16 protein-coding genes and 1 pseudogene are annotated in these 17,346 nt (G+C 62.8%); 6 read left to right on the plus strand and 11 right to left on the minus strand.

Annotated elements, in window-relative coordinates; genetic code table 11:
* Nucleotides 1-139 precede the first annotated feature (139 nt).
* The 3 genes from QQK95_RS16310 to QQK95_RS16320 all read left to right on the plus strand — a co-directional run bounded on the left by QQK95_RS16310 (nucleotide 140) and on the right by QQK95_RS16320 (nucleotide 6,529).
* Nucleotides 140-1,126, plus strand: coding sequence for an SH3 domain-containing protein (locus QQK95_RS16310; protein WP_284274410.1), 987 nt, complete (start codon nucleotides 140-142; stop codon nucleotides 1,124-1,126).
* Between the two features lie 266 nt (nucleotides 1,127-1,392).
* A complete protein-coding gene (carB, locus tag QQK95_RS16315) occupies nucleotides 1,393-4,896 on the plus strand; it encodes a carbamoyl-phosphate synthase large subunit (RefSeq protein WP_284274412.1) in 3,504 nt (1,167 codons plus the stop codon).
* 160 nt (nucleotides 4,897-5,056) lie between these two features.
* Complete coding sequence (locus tag QQK95_RS16320) at nucleotides 5,057-6,529, plus strand: TIR domain-containing protein (RefSeq protein ID WP_284274414.1); 1,473 nt, start codon at nucleotides 5,057-5,059, stop codon at nucleotides 6,527-6,529.
* Between the two features lie 110 nt (nucleotides 6,530-6,639).
* Here QQK95_RS16320 and QQK95_RS16325 read toward each other — a convergent pair whose 3' ends face one another.
* The 5 genes and pseudogenes from QQK95_RS16325 to QQK95_RS16345 all read right to left on the minus strand — a co-directional run bounded on the left by QQK95_RS16325 (nucleotide 6,640) and on the right by QQK95_RS16345 (nucleotide 10,573).
* Nucleotides 6,640-7,032 (minus strand): RidA family protein, encoded by a 393-nt coding sequence (locus QQK95_RS16325; protein ID WP_284274416.1) that lies wholly within the window; start codon nucleotides 7,030-7,032, stop codon nucleotides 6,640-6,642.
* A gap of 174 nt (nucleotides 7,033-7,206) precedes the next feature.
* Nucleotides 7,207-7,600, minus strand: a pseudogene (locus QQK95_RS16330) (Rid family hydrolase).
* 381 nt (nucleotides 7,601-7,981) lie between these two features.
* Entirely contained in the window at nucleotides 7,982-8,527 is a 546-nt protein-coding gene (locus QQK95_RS16335; protein WP_284274420.1) for a DUF4142 domain-containing protein, read from the minus strand.
* Nucleotides 8,528-8,653: 126 nt separating this feature from the next.
* Nucleotides 8,654-9,655: a YihY/virulence factor BrkB family protein gene (locus tag QQK95_RS16340; RefSeq protein WP_284274423.1), complete on the minus strand. Its 1,002-nt coding sequence runs from the start codon at nucleotides 9,653-9,655 to the stop codon at nucleotides 8,654-8,656.
* 174 nt (nucleotides 9,656-9,829) lie between these two features.
* Nucleotides 9,830-10,573 carry a DUF899 family protein gene (locus QQK95_RS16345; protein WP_284274425.1) on the minus strand — a complete coding sequence of 248 codons (744 nt, stop codon included), beginning with the start codon at nucleotides 10,571-10,573 and terminating at the stop codon, nucleotides 9,830-9,832.
* A 177-nt stretch (nucleotides 10,574-10,750) separates the two neighbouring features.
* Between QQK95_RS16345 and QQK95_RS16350 the strand changes: the two genes are divergently transcribed.
* Entirely contained in the window at nucleotides 10,751-11,089 is a 339-nt protein-coding gene (locus QQK95_RS16350) for a hypothetical protein (protein WP_284274427.1), read from the plus strand.
* A 20-nt stretch (nucleotides 11,090-11,109) separates the two neighbouring features.
* Here the strand turns inward: QQK95_RS16350 and QQK95_RS16355 are convergent, their stop codons facing one another.
* Both QQK95_RS16355 and QQK95_RS16360 read right to left on the minus strand, forming a co-directional pair.
* Nucleotides 11,110-11,598 carry a GNAT family N-acetyltransferase gene (locus tag QQK95_RS16355; protein WP_284274429.1) on the minus strand — a complete coding sequence of 163 codons (489 nt, stop codon included), beginning with the start codon at nucleotides 11,596-11,598 and terminating at the stop codon, nucleotides 11,110-11,112.
* Between the two features lie 5 nt (nucleotides 11,599-11,603).
* Entirely contained in the window at nucleotides 11,604-12,548 is a 945-nt protein-coding gene (locus QQK95_RS16360; RefSeq protein ID WP_284274431.1) for a lytic transglycosylase domain-containing protein, read from the minus strand.
* Nucleotides 12,549-12,729: 181 nt separating this feature from the next.
* On the opposite strand from QQK95_RS16360, the gene QQK95_RS16365 reads away from it, so the two are divergent.
* A complete protein-coding gene (locus QQK95_RS16365) occupies nucleotides 12,730-13,299 on the plus strand; it encodes a methylated-DNA--[protein]-cysteine S-methyltransferase (RefSeq protein WP_284274433.1) in 570 nt (189 codons plus the stop codon).
* A 23-nt stretch (nucleotides 13,300-13,322) separates the two neighbouring features.
* Here QQK95_RS16365 and QQK95_RS16370 read toward each other — a convergent pair whose 3' ends face one another.
* Nucleotides 13,323-13,652, minus strand: a complete 330-nt coding sequence (locus QQK95_RS16370; protein ID WP_284274434.1) for a hypothetical protein — start codon at nucleotides 13,650-13,652, stop codon at nucleotides 13,323-13,325.
* 273 nt (nucleotides 13,653-13,925) lie between these two features.
* On the opposite strand from QQK95_RS16370, the gene QQK95_RS16375 reads away from it, so the two are divergent.
* Nucleotides 13,926-14,138, plus strand: a complete 213-nt coding sequence (locus QQK95_RS16375; RefSeq protein ID WP_010910991.1) for a cold-shock protein — start codon at nucleotides 13,926-13,928, stop codon at nucleotides 14,136-14,138.
* 374 nt (nucleotides 14,139-14,512) lie between these two features.
* On the opposite strand, the gene QQK95_RS16380 is transcribed toward QQK95_RS16375, so the two are convergent.
* The 3 genes from QQK95_RS16380 to QQK95_RS16390 all read right to left on the minus strand — a co-directional run bounded on the left by QQK95_RS16380 (nucleotide 14,513) and on the right by QQK95_RS16390 (nucleotide 17,159).
* Nucleotides 14,513-15,124, minus strand: a complete 612-nt coding sequence (locus QQK95_RS16380; RefSeq protein WP_284274475.1) for a glutathione S-transferase family protein — start codon at nucleotides 15,122-15,124, stop codon at nucleotides 14,513-14,515.
* A 293-nt stretch (nucleotides 15,125-15,417) separates the two neighbouring features.
* The gene (locus QQK95_RS16385; RefSeq protein WP_284274477.1) at nucleotides 15,418-16,266 is read right to left on the minus strand and encodes an EAL domain-containing protein; all 849 of its coding nucleotides are present in this window, start codon (nucleotides 16,264-16,266) and stop codon (nucleotides 15,418-15,420) included.
* A complete protein-coding gene (locus QQK95_RS16390) occupies nucleotides 16,263-17,159 on the minus strand; it encodes an EAL domain-containing protein (protein ID WP_284274479.1) in 897 nt (298 codons plus the stop codon). The genes QQK95_RS16385 and QQK95_RS16390 overlap by 4 nt, the downstream gene beginning before the upstream one ends.
* Between the last annotated feature and the right edge of the window lie 187 nt (nucleotides 17,160-17,346).

Raw genomic sequence — 17,346 nt, forward strand, 5'->3', positions numbered from 1 at the left:
ATGCAGCTCCCCGGCCGAGGGCCGGCTGAAACGCCTTCGCGGCCACACTCAAGGCGTAAAACATCTGGCTTATAGACACGGCGGCGCAGCGTCGCTTATAAAACCGCTTCGCGTGCGGCAGCGTTTTCGGGTTCTGGCGGTGCCTTTGGGAATGCAATTGATCGCCGACAGCCAAGTGACAAGGCGCCGAATTACGCTGCGGACAACGCTCTTGGCGCTGATGGCCGCTCCGCTGCTGATGGCGGCGCTTGTCGCCGTGGTCCCGGCCCATTCCGAAGAGACGCCCTTCATCTCCGTCGTCACCGGTCTTGCGCCTGACGACCTGCTCAATGTCCGCGCCAAGCCGTCGGCGATCGGCAAGACCGAGGCGCGCCTGGCCGCCGGCGCCAGCGTCAGGAACCTCGGCTGCAACGACATTGACGGACACCCGTGGTGCAAGGTCGCATCAGACAATCCCAAAGCCATCGGCTGGGCCCCGGCGCGCTACCTCATTCCCGTCAACCCGGCGACGGTGCCCCTCGACCAGGCGGATGCAGGCGCGGCGCCCGATGCGGCGGCGGCACAGCCCGACCTGACGGCGCGGCTCGGCGGCTCGGCCCATCCCGCCGCGCCTGAAGCCCCGATCAAGTCAGCCGCCGAAATCGCCATGCAGGATGCCTACGGCCTGGCGCTGGCGGCGAATGAAACCCCGCCGACCGGAGAAATCCCCGCCCTCGCCCAGGATGCGGCCGCGGACAGCGGCTCGGCGGCGGGATCGCTTCCCGTTCCCACGCCGCGTCCTGACGGCGCCGCGCCCGCCGTCGACACGCAGACCGTTGCCGAACTGCCGCCGCAGCCGACCTCGCTTGCCCAGGGCGGTGGCGTCGAAATCCCCTGCGCCCGCTATGTCGGCCAGCCGATGCAGCGCTGCGCGGCAGCCATCGTACACAAAGGCGCCGACAAGGCCGATATCACCGTGACCTGGCCCGATGGCGGCACGCGCCTCATCTCCTTCGACGCCGGCCTGCCGACGGGCTCGGACGCCAAGAGCGATTTCCGCTTCACCCGCGAAGGCAGCCTGAGCATGATCCGCATCGGCGTCTCCGAACGCTTCGAGATCACGGACGTGGTGGCGTTTGGGCATTAGGGATTGGGCAGTAGGGATTAGGCAGTAGGCAATAGGCAGTAGGCAATAGGGCCGTTCGCTCAAGGCGCTTGAAACTTCCCTACCGTCCGTTGCCTAATCCCTACTGCCCAATCCCTACTGCCTTTCCCTCGCATTTTCGGGGTTACATCTCCCAAAACTCTTCCCTATAAGGCCCACCTAGCCTGATACCAGAATCGCGAGCACAACCGGCCGGGTCTTCCCGTCCCGGTTTTTTGTGCAAGCCGCCCGCCGAACGGACCTATGACATGCCAAGACGCACTGACATCAAGTCGATCCTGATCATCGGGGCCGGCCCCATCGTCATTGGCCAGGCCTGCGAGTTCGACTATTCCGGAACCCAGGCCTGCAAGGCGCTGAAGGAAGAAGGCTTCCGCGTAATCCTGGTCAATTCCAACCCGGCCACCATCATGACCGATCCGGAACTGGCCGACGCCACCTATATCGAGCCGATCACGCCTGAAGTAGTCGCCAAGATCATCGCCAAGGAACGGCCGGACGCGCTGCTGCCGACCATGGGCGGCCAGACCGCGCTCAACACTGCCCTGTCGCTGCGCCGCATGGGCGTTCTCGACCGCTACAATGTCGAGATGATCGGCGCCGACGCCACGGCCATCGACAAGGCCGAGGACCGCGCGCTGTTCCGCGAGGCGATGAGCAAGATCGGCCTGGAAACGCCGAAGTCGATGCTGGCCAACGCCACCGACGTCAAGAACGCCGACCGCAAGACGCATGAAGCCGAGCGCGCCGCGCTCAAGGCCGAGAAGCCTGAAAACCTCGACGCCGAACTCGACGCGCTGGAAACCCGCTGGAACCTCGGCGAAGGCGACCGCAAGCAGCGCTACATCAGCCACGCCATGGCGATCGCCGCCCAGGCGCTCGACCATGTCGGCCTGCCCGCCATCATCCGCCCGTCCTTCACCATGGGCGGCACCGGCGGCGGCATCGCCTATAACAGGGCCGAGTTCTACGACATCGTCCAGTCCGGCCTCGACGCCTCGCCGACCACCGAAGTGCTGATCGAGGAAAGCGTGCTCGGCTGGAAGGAGTACGAGATGGAGGTCGTCCGCGACAAGGCGGACAATTGCATCATCGTCTGCTCGATCGAGAACATCGACCCGATGGGCGTGCACACGGGCGATAGCATCACCGTCGCCCCGGCGCTGACCCTCACCGACAAAGAATACCAGATGATGCGCAACGCATCGATCGCGGTGCTGCGCGAGATCGGCGTCGAGACCGGCGGCTCCAACGTGCAGTTCGCCGTCAATCCGGCCGATGGCCGCCTCGTCGTCATCGAGATGAACCCGCGCGTCTCGCGCTCGTCGGCGCTCGCCTCCAAGGCGACCGGCTTCCCGATCGCCAAGATCGCCGCCAAGCTTGCCGTCGGCTACACGCTGGACGAGCTGGAGAACGACATCACCGGCGGCGCGACGCCCGCCTCGTTCGAGCCGTCGATCGATTACGTGGTGACGAAGATCCCGCGCTTTGCCTTCGAGAAATTCCCCGGCGCCGAGCCGGTGCTGACCACCGCGATGAAGTCGGTCGGCGAAGTCATGGCCATCGGCCGCACCTTCCAGGAATCGCTGCAGAAGGCGCTGCGTGGCCTCGAAACCGGCCTGACCGGCCTCGACGAGATCGAGATCCCCGGCCTCGGCCATGGCGCGACGGCCGCCAACCATGCCGACGACCGCAATGCCATCCGCGCGGCGCTCGGCACGCCGACGCCCGACCGGCTGCGCATGGTGGCGCAGGCGATCCGCATGGGCACCTCGCTGGAAGACGTGCATGCGATGTGCAAGATCGACCCGTGGTTCCTCGAACAGATCGCCGGCATCCTGGCCATGGAAGCCCGCATCCGCGAGCACGGCATTCCGCAGGACGCCGTCAATCTGCGCATGTTGAAGGCCATGGGCTTCTCCGACGCCCGCCTGGCGTCGCTGACCAGGACCGACGCCGAAGTGGTCGCGAAGATCCGCGACAAGCTCGACGTTCATCCCGTCTACAAGCGCATCGACACGTGTGCTGCCGAATTCGCCTCGCCCACCGCCTATATGTACTCGACCTATGAAGTGCCGTTCGCCGGCGCGCTCGCCAACGAGGCGCAGGTCTCGTCGCGCAAGAAGGTGGTCATCCTCGGCGGCGGCCCGAACCGCATCGGCCAGGGCATCGAGTTCGACTATTGCTGCTGCCATGCCGCCTTCGCGCTGCGCGACGCCGGCTATGAAGCGATCATGATCAACTGCAACCCGGAGACGGTCTCGACCGACTACGACACGTCGGACCGGCTCTATTTCGACCCGCTGACGGCGGAGGACGTGCTGGAGATCCTGCGCGCCGAGCAGGCTTCGGGCGAACTGGTCGGCGTCATCGTCCAGTTCGGCGGCCAGACGCCGCTGAAGCTGGCGGATGCGCTGGAGAAGGCTGGCATCCCGATCCTCGGCACCTCGCCCGACATGATCGATCTCGCCGAAGACCGCGACCGCTTCCAGAAGCTCCTGCACAAGCTCGGCCTCAGCCAGCCGAAGAACGGCATCGCCTATTCGGTCGAGCAGGCCCGCCTCGTCGCCGGCGAGCTCGGTTTCCCCTTGGTGGTGCGCCCGTCCTATGTGCTCGGCGGCCGCGCCATGCAGATCATCCATGACGAGAGCATGCTGCAGAGCTACCTGCTCGACACCGTGCCAGGCCTGGTGCCGGAGGACATCAAGCAGAAATACCCCAACGACAAGACCGGCCAGATCAACACGCTTCTGGGCAAGAACCCGCTTTTGTTCGACACCTATCTCTCGGGCGCCATCGAGGTCGATGTCGACTGCCTCTGCGACGGCAAGGCGACCTTTGTCTCCGGCATTCTGGAACACATCGAGGAGGCCGGCATCCATTCGGGTGACTCGGCCTGCTCGCTGCCGGTACACTCGCTGCCTTCGGAACTGGTCGACGAGCTGGAGCGCCAGACGGCGGCCCTAGCCCGCGCGCTCAATGTCGGCGGCCTGATGAACGTGCAATATGCGATCAAGGACGGCACGGTCTATGTGCTGGAGGTCAACCCGCGCGCGTCGCGCACCGTGCCCTTCGTCGCCAAGACCATCGGCCGGCCCATTGCCAAGATCGCCGCCCGCATCATGGCCGGCGAGACGCTGGAAGACGCCTTCGCCCATTATGGCGCGATGCCCGACCCCAGGAACCCCGGCCACATCGCGGTCAAGGAAGCCGTTTTCCCCTTCGCCCGCTTCCCCGGCGTCGACATTTTGCTCGGCCCGGAAATGCGCTCGACCGGCGAGGTCATGGGCCTAGACCGCGATTTTGCGCTTGCCTTCGCCAAGAGCCAGCTCGGGGCCGGCGTCGACCTGCCGCGCTCCGGCACCCTGTTCGTTTCGGTGCGCGACGAGGACAAGCCCGGCATCTTGCCGGCGGTGAAGCGCCTCGCCGGCCTCGGCTTCAAGGTGCTGGCCACCTCAGGCACGCAGCGCTTCCTCGCCGAAAACGGCGTGGTGGCTGAAAAAATCAACAAGGTCCTCGAAGGCCGCCCCCACATCGAAGACGCCATCCGCAACCGCCAGGTGCAGATCGTCTTCAACACCACGGATGGCCAGAAGGCGGTGTCGGACTCCAAGTCGCTGCGCCGCGCCACGCTGATGCAGAAGGTGCCGTATTACACGACGCTCTCGGGTGCGGCTGCCGTGGCGGAAGCGATTGCGGCGCTGAAGGCCGGGAGCCTGGAGGTCAGGCCGCTGCAGGAGTATTTTGCGTAGGCGACTAGCCCCCAAAGGGGTACATTTCAAACCGTTGATTTACAAAATCTAGGTCATCAACAACGAAAAAAATTATTGTACTCATTGAGATTGACAATATTCTCGGTGTTGTGACGACTGCTTCATAAATTCGTGTCGCGCAATTGTCGAGGAAAACATGATGTCGTTGCTGGTCGAGGAGGTATTCGTCACCGAGGGCGTACCCGCATTCACCTTCGTACGGCCGCCAAACTACAATCGAATTTTTGTTGATGTGAGGAGCCCCGGCAAACCTGTGATCCTCGAAGGACAATCGGGGACGGGAAAGACAACCTGCATTAGACAAATCCTGGTTGATCTGGGCGACAGAGCTGCGACGGAATATCTTACCGCTCGTGAAGCCGTCGACGTATCGCGGATTGAAGCTATTGCTCGGGAACGACCATCTGGCCGTTTTGTCATCGACGACTTTCATCGACTTTCGGCGGGACTACAAACGTCGCTTGCAGACCTTGCAAAGCTCTCGGCCGAGAGCCCTGATCCATCCAAGGCAACGAAACTCATAATAGTCGGCATCAATCAAGTAGGCTCAGCCTTGATACAATTGGTGCCCGACATTGCAAAGCGCATGGGCATCCACCGTATCCAGCCTGGCGGAGAGCCAGAAATTACGCAGCTTATTAGAACAGGTGCCTCTAAATTGAACGTCAAGATACTTCAGCTTGATGTAATTTTTCGAGAGACACGCGGTGACTACTGGCTCACTCAACAACTTTGCCAATCCATCTGCCTCTCGGCCGGCGTCCTCGAGACTCTAAAAGAAGATAAATTAATAGAATTCGATATAGATAAGATTCGCAAAGAGGTTGTTGAGCAGTTACAGTCAGCGCACTATCCTGCCGTAAAAGAGTTCTGCAGAGGCCGTCGATTTAGGCCGAGCAACCAGCCGTACTATAAGCTCTTGCGTGCAATAGGTCAGAACGGAAGCTCTAACGTCGACTTAAACGAGTTGGCAAACTCTGAGCCGGACGTAAGAGGAAGCATTAACAATATAAAAGAGCACCGACTCCCGACTTTGATAGAGAGTAAACCTCTCGTAGCGCGCAGTTTCTATTACAACAAAGAGACAAAGAGCTTCTCAATTGACGACCCTGCTCTTTTCTATTTTATTCAGCACCTGGACTGGGATCAACTTCGTAAAGACTGCGGATTTCGAATCGTTGCCGAGAATTTCGACTACGATATTGCCCTTTCCTTTGCAGGTGAAAATCGAGAGCTGGCCAGTCACATTGCCACTCAATTGGAGGAACTCGATGTCCCTGTCTTTTATGATGAGATGTTTGAAGTAAATTTTCTTGGAAAGGCCTGGACTAAAGTTTTTCGAGACATTTTCGCCGAAAAAAACCGTTTTGTCGTATGTCTTTTAGATGTGCACCATTTGGAAAAGATTTGGCCGACATTCGAGCGAGAGCATTTCTCGCCACGCGTAGCCGACGGGAGCATTATTCCGATCTATTTGGACGACACCAAATTTGTGGGCATTCCCTCTGACATCATAGGATTCAAATTTAAATTCGACCCGACAGATGAAAATTGGCGGTCGATTGCCGATGAGCAGATCACAATGAAACTAGTTGAAAAGCTGACGGAATAATCTTCAGAGCCTTCGCAACGTTCTCTACCATACGGGAATGTGCTGCGTTGGCGTTCGCGCCGATTGCCAGCGTTAACCTGAAGGGTCGCGCCAGCGAAACGCGGTATACCTCATCCCACGGCCACACACTCGATCTCGATATCAAACTCCATCGGCCAGGACGCCACCGGCACAAACGTCCGCGATGGCGCGTTTTCCGGGAAATACCGCGCATAAACCCGGTTGATAGCGCCGTAGAAGCCGGCATTGACGGCGTAGATGCGCACCATCACCACATTGTCGAGCGAGGTGCCGGCCGCTTCCAGGCAATGCTTCAGCGCCTTCAGTGACGCCTCGGTCTGCACCTCGATGTCGCCCTTGACCAGTCTGCCGGTCAAAAGATCGAGCGGTGGCGTGCCGGAGACGAAGACCAGCCCGGCGGCCTTGGTCACCAGCGACAACGGCACGCCCAGCGCCCGCACCGCCGCCGACAGCACCGGCACTTCGACGATTTCCTTGCTCATGACGATCTCCCTGTGGTTACGGCAAGCTTATCCCGCTCCAGGCTCAACGCCAGTGCTCGGCATTGTCGTCGGCAAGTCGCCGCTCAATGGAAGCCACGCGTCACCATGAAGCGGCGTTTGCTGGCCCAAAATTTCAGGAAACAATCAGCATGGATGCCGGTTCGCGAAGGAAACTCACGCCACCGCGACACACTCGATCTCGATATCGAACTCCATCGGCCACGACGCCACCGGCACGAAACTCCCGCGCCGGCGGGTTGACGCTGAAGTACCTGGCGTACACCCGGTTGATGGCGTTGTAGAAGCCGGAATTGACGGCGTAGATGCGCACCATCACCACATTGTCCAGCGAGGTGCCGGCCGCTTCCAGGCAATGTTTCAGCGCCTTGAGCGACGCCTCGGTCTGCACCTCGATGTCGCCGCGCACCATTTCGCCGGTCACCATGTCCACCGGCGGCGTCGCCGAGATGAAGACGAAGCCATTGGCCTTCACCGCCGTCGAACAGGGCAGGCCGAGCGAGCGCACCTTGTCCGACATGACAGGCACTTCGATGACTTGTTTCTTCATGGTGATGCTCCCTGGGTTGGGGGGGAGCTTATCGTGGCGGCGGGGGAACGCCAGCGGGGAGGCATGGTCCAGCGGCTACCGCCGCAGACAATCGCATAGGGCGCTCCCCCTCTCTGCGCGGGGTAGCCCGAGCCTTTGCGGACAGGCACGGCGGAGAGGTCGATCCTGGGCGTGGGCGGCTCCATGAGTTGCTGGCGGCAGCGTATGGCAAGGCCGACGCGGCAAAAGAGCCACATGGCGGCAGTGGGTTTACCAAACAACCGGCGGAAGTCGTCGAAGCGCCGCGTCGCTGCGCCCCTTCTCCGTACGTGAATGAAGAAGCGGAGGGCGGCTCCAAAGATCCAGAACGATGGCCGGCCCCCTGACTGGTCAAGCCGCGCCCTAATGCACCGCCGCCAAATCCTTCAGATGCATCTCGTGCATCTTCAGCGTTTCCAGCGTCTTCTTGGCAAATTCCTTCAGCGCCGGGTCGTCGCCGGACTGCGCATAGGTCGAAACCATCGCCACGGCCTGCTTGTGCGCCTGCGTCTGCAAGGTGATGTATTTGGCCTGGAAGGCGTCGCCGTCGAGCGCCTTGAGCTGGTCGAGCATCGCCTGGTCGTTCGGCAGCAGCTGCGGGCCTTGCGGGGTGACGGACGCCGTGGTCTGGCTCTTTTCTAGCGCCGCCTTGAAATCTTCGCCGGCCTTGGTGTGGTCCTTGACCATCAGCGCGGCGAAATCCTTCACATCGGCCGCGACGCCTTTTTTCTCGGCCAGCTTGCTGCTGTCGATCTCGAAGCGGCTGGCGCTGACCAGGGTCCTGGTGAAGGTCTCGGTGTCGACCTTGTTCTCAGAGACAGGCGGCACATCGCTGGACGGCTGTTGGGAAAAGGCTGAAGGCGCTCCGGCCAGAAGGGCCAGCATGGCGGTGGCGAGATGCGGTTTCATTGAAACGCTCCGTGAGAGTGTCCTCGAAGGCCCAACGCGGCAGAGGCGGTGAGGTTGCCGACGCGCCCCTTCTCCCGTCCGGGAAGGGATGAAAAGCGGCCTCACGATTGCAGCGTGCCTGCTTCTCTACGGGCGGCGAGGCCCCAGCAGGAAGGCCGTCATCGTTGCGCTCACGCACGCCACCGCCAACAACGCAACGACGCCCGAAGCGTCGGTCCTGCGGCGAATTGAAACAAGGTTTTCTGAAGCGGGCGCATTGTGAACCAGCCCGTACAAGTCCGACCTGCTGCCATGCCGAACGGAATAGGCGCGGGTCAACTCCGCACCGAGCAGAAAGATTTGTGATGAATAGTAGACCCAGAGCAGTATGACGAGCAGCCCTCCGGCCGCGCCATATGACGAAGCGATTGCACTTGTGCCGATATACCAACCGATAAGCGACTTCCCCAATGTGAACAGGGCGGCGGTCACGACGGCGCCGATCCAGACGTCCCGCCATTCCAAGGCACGGTCCGGCAGAACTTTGTAGATCGCGGCAAACATCGCGGTGATCAGGAAAAAGGATATCAGGGTGTTGATCGCGCTCAGAACAAATTCGCCGAACGGCAATTGAGCGCTGATCGCGTTGCCGAAAGCCGAGATCGCCGCGCTCGCCACCAAAGAGACCAGCAACATAAAGCCGAGGGCGGCGACTAAGCCAAGACTCGCCGCACGGGCGCGCAAGAGCCGCGACAGCGAACTCCCTTTCGCCTCAACCTTCCATATTGCATTCAGGGCCTGCTGCATCTCGCCAAACACCGCAGAGGCGGTGACGAGCAAAGTGGCCATGCCGATGATGGCCGCCAAGGTGCCCGATGATTTGCTGGATGCCCCTTCGAGCGCGGTTTGAAGGAGCGCCGCACTTTCTGAACCCATCAGCCCCGAGATCTGAGCAGATAAAGCCAACTGGGCTGCGTCATGCCCAAACGCAATGCCTGCTATCGCGACGACAATTATCAGAACCGGCGCCAGCGACGTGGCGGCATAAAAAGCCATCGCCGCGCCATGGCTAAGGGCATTGTCGTTGACAAAGCCAACCAGGCTTTCTCGCACCAGGTCCCACAGGCTGCCAACTGTTGTCGGTCGCATTTCGTATCCGTGAAAGGAGTCGAAACCGTCTCCTATCAATGCAGCGGGCCTTCCGATGTTCCGGCCGAAGCAGGCACGAGCCCGCCCGGCTCATCGGGCACGTGGGATAGTGACCACTTGCCGAAAAGCCATTCCAGGCTGAAGCGCGGCGACTGAAGCCGAAACGTCCTGATGTCAGTGACAGCACGCCTCGCCATACTGCAGCTGCTCATGCCAATCCGGCCGGCCTTCCGGCGTGAAATCCATCAGGTTCCAGAGGATCTCGCAGGTGCCGATGGCGCGCGGGTCCTGGCCGGGTTCCGGCGGCGCGAAGCCGAGCTCGGACGACCAGAAATGCCTGATACAGTCGCCGTCGCGGTGGAACACCGACAGCAGCGGGATCTGCGCGCCGTCGGCCGTCTCGGCATTGTAGTCGCGCTTGAAGCTGTTGGCGGCCGACGACACCAGCCGCATGTTCTTCCAGCCGCGGTCGCGGCCAAGCGTGACCAGGTTTTCCAGCGCGGTCTTGGCCACCACGGCGAAGTTGAAGCCGGCGGCTTCCAGATGCCCGACGGCGCCGTCCCACTGGTCGAGCAGCGCCGTGCAGGACGGGCATGGCTGGTCCGGCCGGGCAAGCTTCGCCGTGCCGCCTGACGTCGCCACGTCGCGCGTTTCCTGGGGATGGCGCGGAAACATCATCTGGTAGAGGATGAGACTATCTTTTCCCGGTGCGAACAGTTCCGACAGTTTTGTCTTCGCCGGCCGGCCGTCGGCACCGAGCGCATCGAAGACATAGTCCTGGCGGATCAGCCCGCCCGGCGGCAGCGCGCGCCGCGCCTCGGCCACGGCTTCCATGGCGCGACGAAGCTCGATTTCCTTCTTCAGGAGCTTTTCACGGGCGGTGCGGTACTTGGCGGATTCGTTGGGAAAGGTGATCATGACCAGCTCCTTGGGTCCGCGCCGGCGTCCCGGCGCTGTTGTTCTGCGACCCAAGGACGTTTGGCGACGACCGGTTCCCGACATTTCTTCGGATGGCGCACGGCGATTGCCTGCAAGGGAACCTCCCCGCCTTCCCGGCATTCTCACGGCAGTGTAAAGCGAGCCTTGGGGGACAAAATGCACGAAGCCGACGAGATCGACCTGCGCTGCCCGCAAGCGGTGGCCGACAACGCCGCCAAGGGCTTGCGGCTGCGCGCGCAATTCGGCCGCGGCGGCAACGAGATCGGTGTCGCGCGGGCGAACGAACTGAAGAACCGCGAGAAGCTCGCGCCGTCCACCATCCGCCGCATGGTCAGCTATTTCGCCCGCCACGAGGTCGACAAGCGCGGCAGGAATTACGGCAATGAGGCAAACCCGTCGGCCGGCCATATCGCCTGGCTGCTGTGGGGCGGCGACGAGGGCCGTGCCTGGGCGCTGGACATCAAGCGGAAGATCGGCAACGCGCCGGATATCTGACGCCGGGGCGCCAGGTTCCTCTAGCTGTACCAGTCCACCTCGAACATGCCGAGCCGCTCGTAGAGCCTGATGGCGGCGGCGTTTTCGACCGTGTTGGTCTTGAGGTCGACATGGGTCGCACCGCGGTCGCGAAAGGTGGCGAAGGCATGCCACATCAGCGCCTCGCCGATGCCCTTGCCGCGTGCCTCGGGATGAACGGCAAGATCCTTGACGAAGGCCGAGGTCCAGCACAGCGCCGCTGCCGCCAGCCGGCCCTTGGCGTCGATGACGAGGAAACACAGCGCCGGGTCGAATTCGGGATCGTCGAGCAGGCGCATACACCAGTCCGCGAACGGCCCGTCGGCCCGGTCATCGAATACGTCGCTGAACAGCGCATGCAAGGCATGCAGGTCGGTGGGCTCCGTGCAGCGCATGGCAAAACCATCTGGCCAGTGCGGTGCAACGAGCGTCTCGTCGAGGATCTTGCGCAGCCGGATATCGTTGAGGGCCGGCGGGCGCGGTTCAGGCATCGCGCTCAGGCGTCGGGCTGCGGACGCCGCTTGCGGTCGACACCGAGGCCGGTCGCCTCGAGCAGGCCCTTGCGCTTGGCGTCGAAATAATAGCCGGTCTGGTAGAGCCAGTCGGCCTTCTTGGCGTTGCCGCCCGCCACCAGCCAGGCGCCACGCAGATATTTGACCGCGTATTTCAGATTTGTCTCGGCATCGAACAGGCCCTTGGCCGGCCCGTCATAGCCCATGCCGCGCGCCGTCGCGTGCTTGATCTGCATCAGCCCCCAATGGCCATTGTTGTAGGCCTTGGGATTGAAGGTGCTCTCGCGGTTGACGACATGGCGCACCAGATCGACCGGCACCTGGTAAAGCGCGGCGTATTTGAGGATCAGACGGTCGACGTCGCCGCGCACGCCCGTATGCTCTTCCTGCGCCGGACCGACCGGCGCGGAGGGGAACTGCACCAGGGAAGCCGGGTTCTGCGGCACGACATAGGCGACCTGCTGCACCCCTGGCAGTTTCTGGCCGCTGCCGGCGACCGCCGGCACGATGAGCCCGGCGGTGGTGTAGGTCTGGGCCGCTTGAGCCGCCTTGACGGGCTGGCCCGCCTTGGTCGGCGGCGGCGCCTGCCAGGCATTGGCGGCCATCACTGCGGGCATGGCGGGTGCGGCCGGCGTCGAGCCGGCAAAGGCGGCGGTCGCCGCGGCCGGCTGGGCGGCTGGATCAAGCGCCGGCGCGGTCGCAGCACCTGGCGTCAATTCGGCTGTCTGGACAGGAGCGATGCCCGACGATTGCGGCAGCACCGAAACCGTCTCCGGCAACGGGATGGTGAAGCCGGCATCGCTGCCGGCAACGGTCGCGGTTTCGGTCAGGGACGGCGCGGGTTTCATCTGCGAGGTCGAGGTGCAGCCGCTGATGCCGGCTGCTGCCACGATCACGCCGATCACGATAAGGGTTTGTTTTGCTGGCAAGCCGCGCACGGGTCCGGTTCGTCGGGGTGTTAAGAAATTCCTTACACCAGCGATTCCAGGGTAGCAATCGGGGCCATCTGGTGGTTTTCGGGTGGCGAGACGCGGGCGGCGGTGCCATATTGTTCCTGATATGTACCGGCAGGAATCCCGGATTTCGCCGCTTTGCGGAAAGGAGCGCATCATGAAAACGACACCGTCGATCACAGCTGGCCACGCAGTGTTAGAAACAGTGATCGGTTTCATGGGCATCGCCTGGAGCGAAAAGGGCCTGATCCGGCTCTGCCTGCCCGAACGCAGCCGTGAATCAGTGGAGCGGCGGCTGATGCGCCACGCCGGCGTTTCCGCCTCCACGGCGCAGCCGCCATGGGTGGTCGAACTGATTGCCTCGATCAAGGCTTACGCCGCCGGCGAGGACGTCGATTTCTCCAATGTTCCGGTCGATCTCGACGGCGTCGACGACTTCCGCCTGGCCATCTACGACGCGGCGCGCAAACTCAGCTATGGCGAGACGACCACCTATGGCGAACTCGCCAGGCGCGCCGGCCATGCCGGCCTGCCGCGCGAAACCGGTGCCGCCCTTGGCGCCAACCCCGTGCCGCTGGTCATCCCCTGCCACCGCATCCTGGCGGCCGGCGGCAAGATCGGCGGCTTCTCGGCGCCCGGCGGCTCCGTCACCAAGGAGAAGATGCTGGCCATGGAAGGCGTGCGCGTCGGCCCGCCGCCGCCGGCGCAGGTGTCCTTCGGGTTCTGAACCGCCGGCGCGGACGCGCTACCCTAATTGTGGTGGAAAAACCGCCGGCGGAAATGCCGGTCATTGTCCGGCCGCTTGCAGTTGTAGACCGGGCAGGACTTGGTGTCGGCGCTCGGCACATAGGCGCGCGTCCTCACCTCGCCCATGGTGCAGAATTGCTGGCTCTGCACATAGCGGTCGTAGAGCGGCAGTCCCGGCACCCGCTTCGACTGGTAGCGCAGGATGACCGCGCCCTGGCGAGCGATCGTCGACTGCACCTTGTCGCAACTCATATGCGTCGGGTCATAGCGCGAGATCGCCTGCGCCTCGGCGGCCACCAGCGTCAGACAGGCGGCAAGCACTATGGTTTTCATGGTCTCCTCCCCTGATCCGCCGCCCACGGACGGCGCGATCTGCCGCAACGGTTTCACCAGATTGGGGCGGCCGTTGGGCAGTCCTCGATCACGGCTTTCTCACGCAGTCTTGTTTTTGGAACGAAAGCAGCCTATATCAGCCCCATTGATATTTCGGCCGATCGATCCGGGCCTCGCGATCTTCGCGTTTGCTGACGTCTATCTCCAAAATCTCGATGCACACCGGCTGGACTTCGGTCCGGTCAAACCAAAGCAAATGCAAGGACTATTTTTATGGCAACTGGAACGGTCAAGTGGTTCAACGCCACCAAGGGCTTCGGCTTCATCCAGCCTGACGCGGGCGGCGCGGACGTTTTCGTCCACATCTCCGCTGTCGAGCGCGCTGGACTGTCGACCCTGGTCGAAGGCCAGAAGATCAACTTCGAGATCGAGCAGGACCGCCGCACTGGCAAGTCGTCCGCTGGATCTCTGAGCAAGGCAGCCTGATTTTGCGAATGGCGCGCGCCGGGCGAGAGCCCGGGGCGCGCGGCAAGTCACGGATGTACTGACGGTCGCGCGAGAAGCGGGCCCGGAGCGGAAAGACCCGATACGCTGGAACAGCAGATAGCTGCCAGCCCGGACCGGACGCTCCCAATCAGGCTACCAAGCATGGGAAGGCGGGATTTATCCCGCCTTTTTGTTTGTCTGGGGTTCAGTGAGCGTCCTTCTCCCCGTTTACGGGGAGAAGTGCCCGGCAGAGCGATGAGGGGCAGCGCTGACGCTTCACGAGGAACGATCGCAGAGCCAAGCATAACGAATTGTGGCGCCGCCCCTCATCCGGCTGCCGCCCCCTTCTCCCCGTAAACGGAGAGAAGGACGCTCTACTGCCCAACCCACTCGATCGGCACATGCCCCGGATCCGCCTCGACGCGGCCAAGCCAGGCCACGACAGCAGGATAGGCGTCGAGCTGGAAGCCGCCCTGCTCGGCCGTATGCGTGTAGGCATAGAGCGCGATGTCGGCGACGCTGAAGGCGTTTCCGGCGAAGAAGGCGTTATTCTCCAGATATCTGTTCATCACGCCGAGCGCCTTGTGGCCGCGCTCCAGCGTCATCGCCAGCCGCTCGGGCGTCGCATCCCCGGCGCGTTCGGGGAACGTCAGCAGCGCCTTGCGCACGGCGATATAGGGCTCGTGGCTGTATTGCTCGAAGAACAGCCATTGATAGGCAAGCCCGCGCTCATATTTGTCCGCCGGCAGGAAGCGCGTCCCTTCGGCGAGATAGAGCAGGATGGCATTGGATTCGGCCAGCCGGCGGCCGTCGTCGAGTTCCAGCAGCGGCACCATGGCGTTCGGGTTCTTGGCGACGAAGTCCGCCTTCCGTGTCTCGCCTGTATGCGAACTCACCTCGATCGTGGTGAAGGCCAGGCCAAGCTTGGCCATCAGCAGGCGCGGCTTGTAGCAATTGCCGCTGTCGATCATGCTGTAAAGTATCATGGACGGTCCCCGGAGCTGCCTTGACCAGGCGATTATCGCAGCCGCCGTGCCTTCAACCAATGATTTGTTTTGGCGCGATTATCAGCGGCGCTGATGAGAGCATCCTTCTCCCCGTTCTGCGGGGAGAAGTGCCCGGCAGGGCGATGAGGGGCGGCGCTGACGTTTCAAGAGAAATGATCATACAGCCGATAACAACGAAGGCCGGCGCTGCCCCTCATCTGGCTGCCGCCATCTTCTCCCCGTAGAACGGGGAGAAGGACGCTATGGCACCGCTTTCGCCAATCGCCAGCCACCTAGCCGAACAGCGGCACGACATTGTTCTCCCTGCCCAGCAGCGCATCGATAACGAGCGGCTCTTCGTTGAAGATGGTGCCGGCCAGAGCCGGTCGGGCGAGAAGATACCCCTGCAGCAGGTCGACGCCGCCGTCGAGCGCGACGCGCAGATGGACCGGCTGCTCGATGCCTTCGACCAGCACCCTGGCGCCGCGGTCGTGCAGGCTGGAGACCAGCGGGCGGAAGAAGCGTTCGGCGGCGGCGTGGCGGCAGAACTCCGCGAACCAGCCGCCATCGATCTTGACGATGTCGGGCTGAAGCAGGCTCACCCGCTCCTCGGTCGAATGGCCGGTGCCGAAATCGTCGATGGCGATGCGGATGCCGTCGCGCCGCATCTCACGCACCAGCCGGGCCAGAAGCGCGTCGTCCGCCGCCTGTTCGGTGATTTCGCAGACCAGCATGCCCGGGGCGAGGCCGAGCTCGTCGAGATGCCTGCTCATCAGCCGGATTTCGGCCAGCGCCCGCCCCGGATGGTCGTTGACCATCGGATTGTAGTTGAAGAACAGATCGAGCCCGTCGACGCCGATATTGTGGAAATTCCTGAGATGCAGCACCCGGCACATGGTCTCGACAAACAGCCGGTCCGCCGGGGCAACGCTTTCGAAGAACGCCCGTGCCGACCCTGCCCTGCCGGCGCGGTGCGGCTCGATCAGGCCCTCGACCGCCACGGCGTGCAGCGAACGCCCAAGCGGCGCGAAGATCGGCTGGTAGGCGCTGCGCAGGCGGAACTCGCCATGGATGCCGTATTCGATGCCGATCTCGTCGGCGAAGATCGCCTCGCCGACAATGCGCCGCCGCTCGAGCTTCATGGCGCGGCCCTGCGCCCGAAGGCTTTTGCCGGCCGCGCCGTACGCGGTGCGACCACGACGGCGGCGGCGGACGTATCGCCTGCGGCGGCGACCGGGTCCGGTGTTTTCCCGAAAACACGGAAGCTGGTCGGCGCCAGTTCCGGCCGCGCCAGCACGAAACCCTGGACCATCGAAGCGCCGGACTTTTCGGCGAGCTCCAGCTGCCACCCTTCCTCGATGCCCTCGAACACCGTGCGGATGCCTTGTTCCTCGAAGCTTTTCACCATCGTCGTCAACAGCGCGAAGCCGGCGCCGGACTCCATCAGCTGCGTAATCCAGGTGGCGTCGAACTTGACGATGTCTGGCCGCAGCTCCTTGATGCGGTTGATGTCGGAATCGTCGGCGCCATAGTCATCGACGGCGATGCGAAACCCGTTGCCCCTGAGCGCGGCGACGAAGCTGTGCAGGGTCTCCTGCGACGCAGATCTCTGCTCGGTCACTTCGCACACCACGCGGCCGGGATCGATGCCGGCCTCGTGCAGCACCAGCCGCATTTCGCGCAAGGCATTGTCGGCGATCGACCGCTCGGTGAACACCGATGGGTCGAAGTTGACGAAGATCGACGCCTCCTGCGGCAGGCAGGCGCCGGCATTGAGCAGATGCAATGTTCTGGTCAGCGCCTCGACATGCAGGCGGTCGGCGGCCGGACAGGTCGAGAAGAAGGTCATCGGCGATTGCGGCTCGCCGTCGCGAAACGGCCGGATCAGCCCTTCGAAGGCGGCAACCGACAGCTTGCCCTCCTTGAAGGCGAAGATCGGCTGAAAGGCGCTTTGCAGCGTGTAGATGCCCCAGACACCTGACGAGGTGCCGTCATCATGACGGATGATATGGGCAAGCCCGATGCTGCGCGACAAAGGTTCCTCGCTCCGCGAAATGGCGGAATGGATTGCGATCCTGCCACTCAAGCCCTTACCGCCCGTTAATGAATTTTTTGTTGCCGCTCACAGGCTGCAATCACGGCTCCTTGAGGCCTGGATCAGCCGACAATGCTTGCACTGAGCGAAATCATGCGACATGAGAAGCGCCGCGGCCGCTTCTGGC

This window comes from Mesorhizobium huakuii, assembly GCF_030160235.1.
Taxonomy (GTDB): Bacteria; Pseudomonadota; Alphaproteobacteria; order Rhizobiales; family Rhizobiaceae; genus Mesorhizobium; species Mesorhizobium huakuii.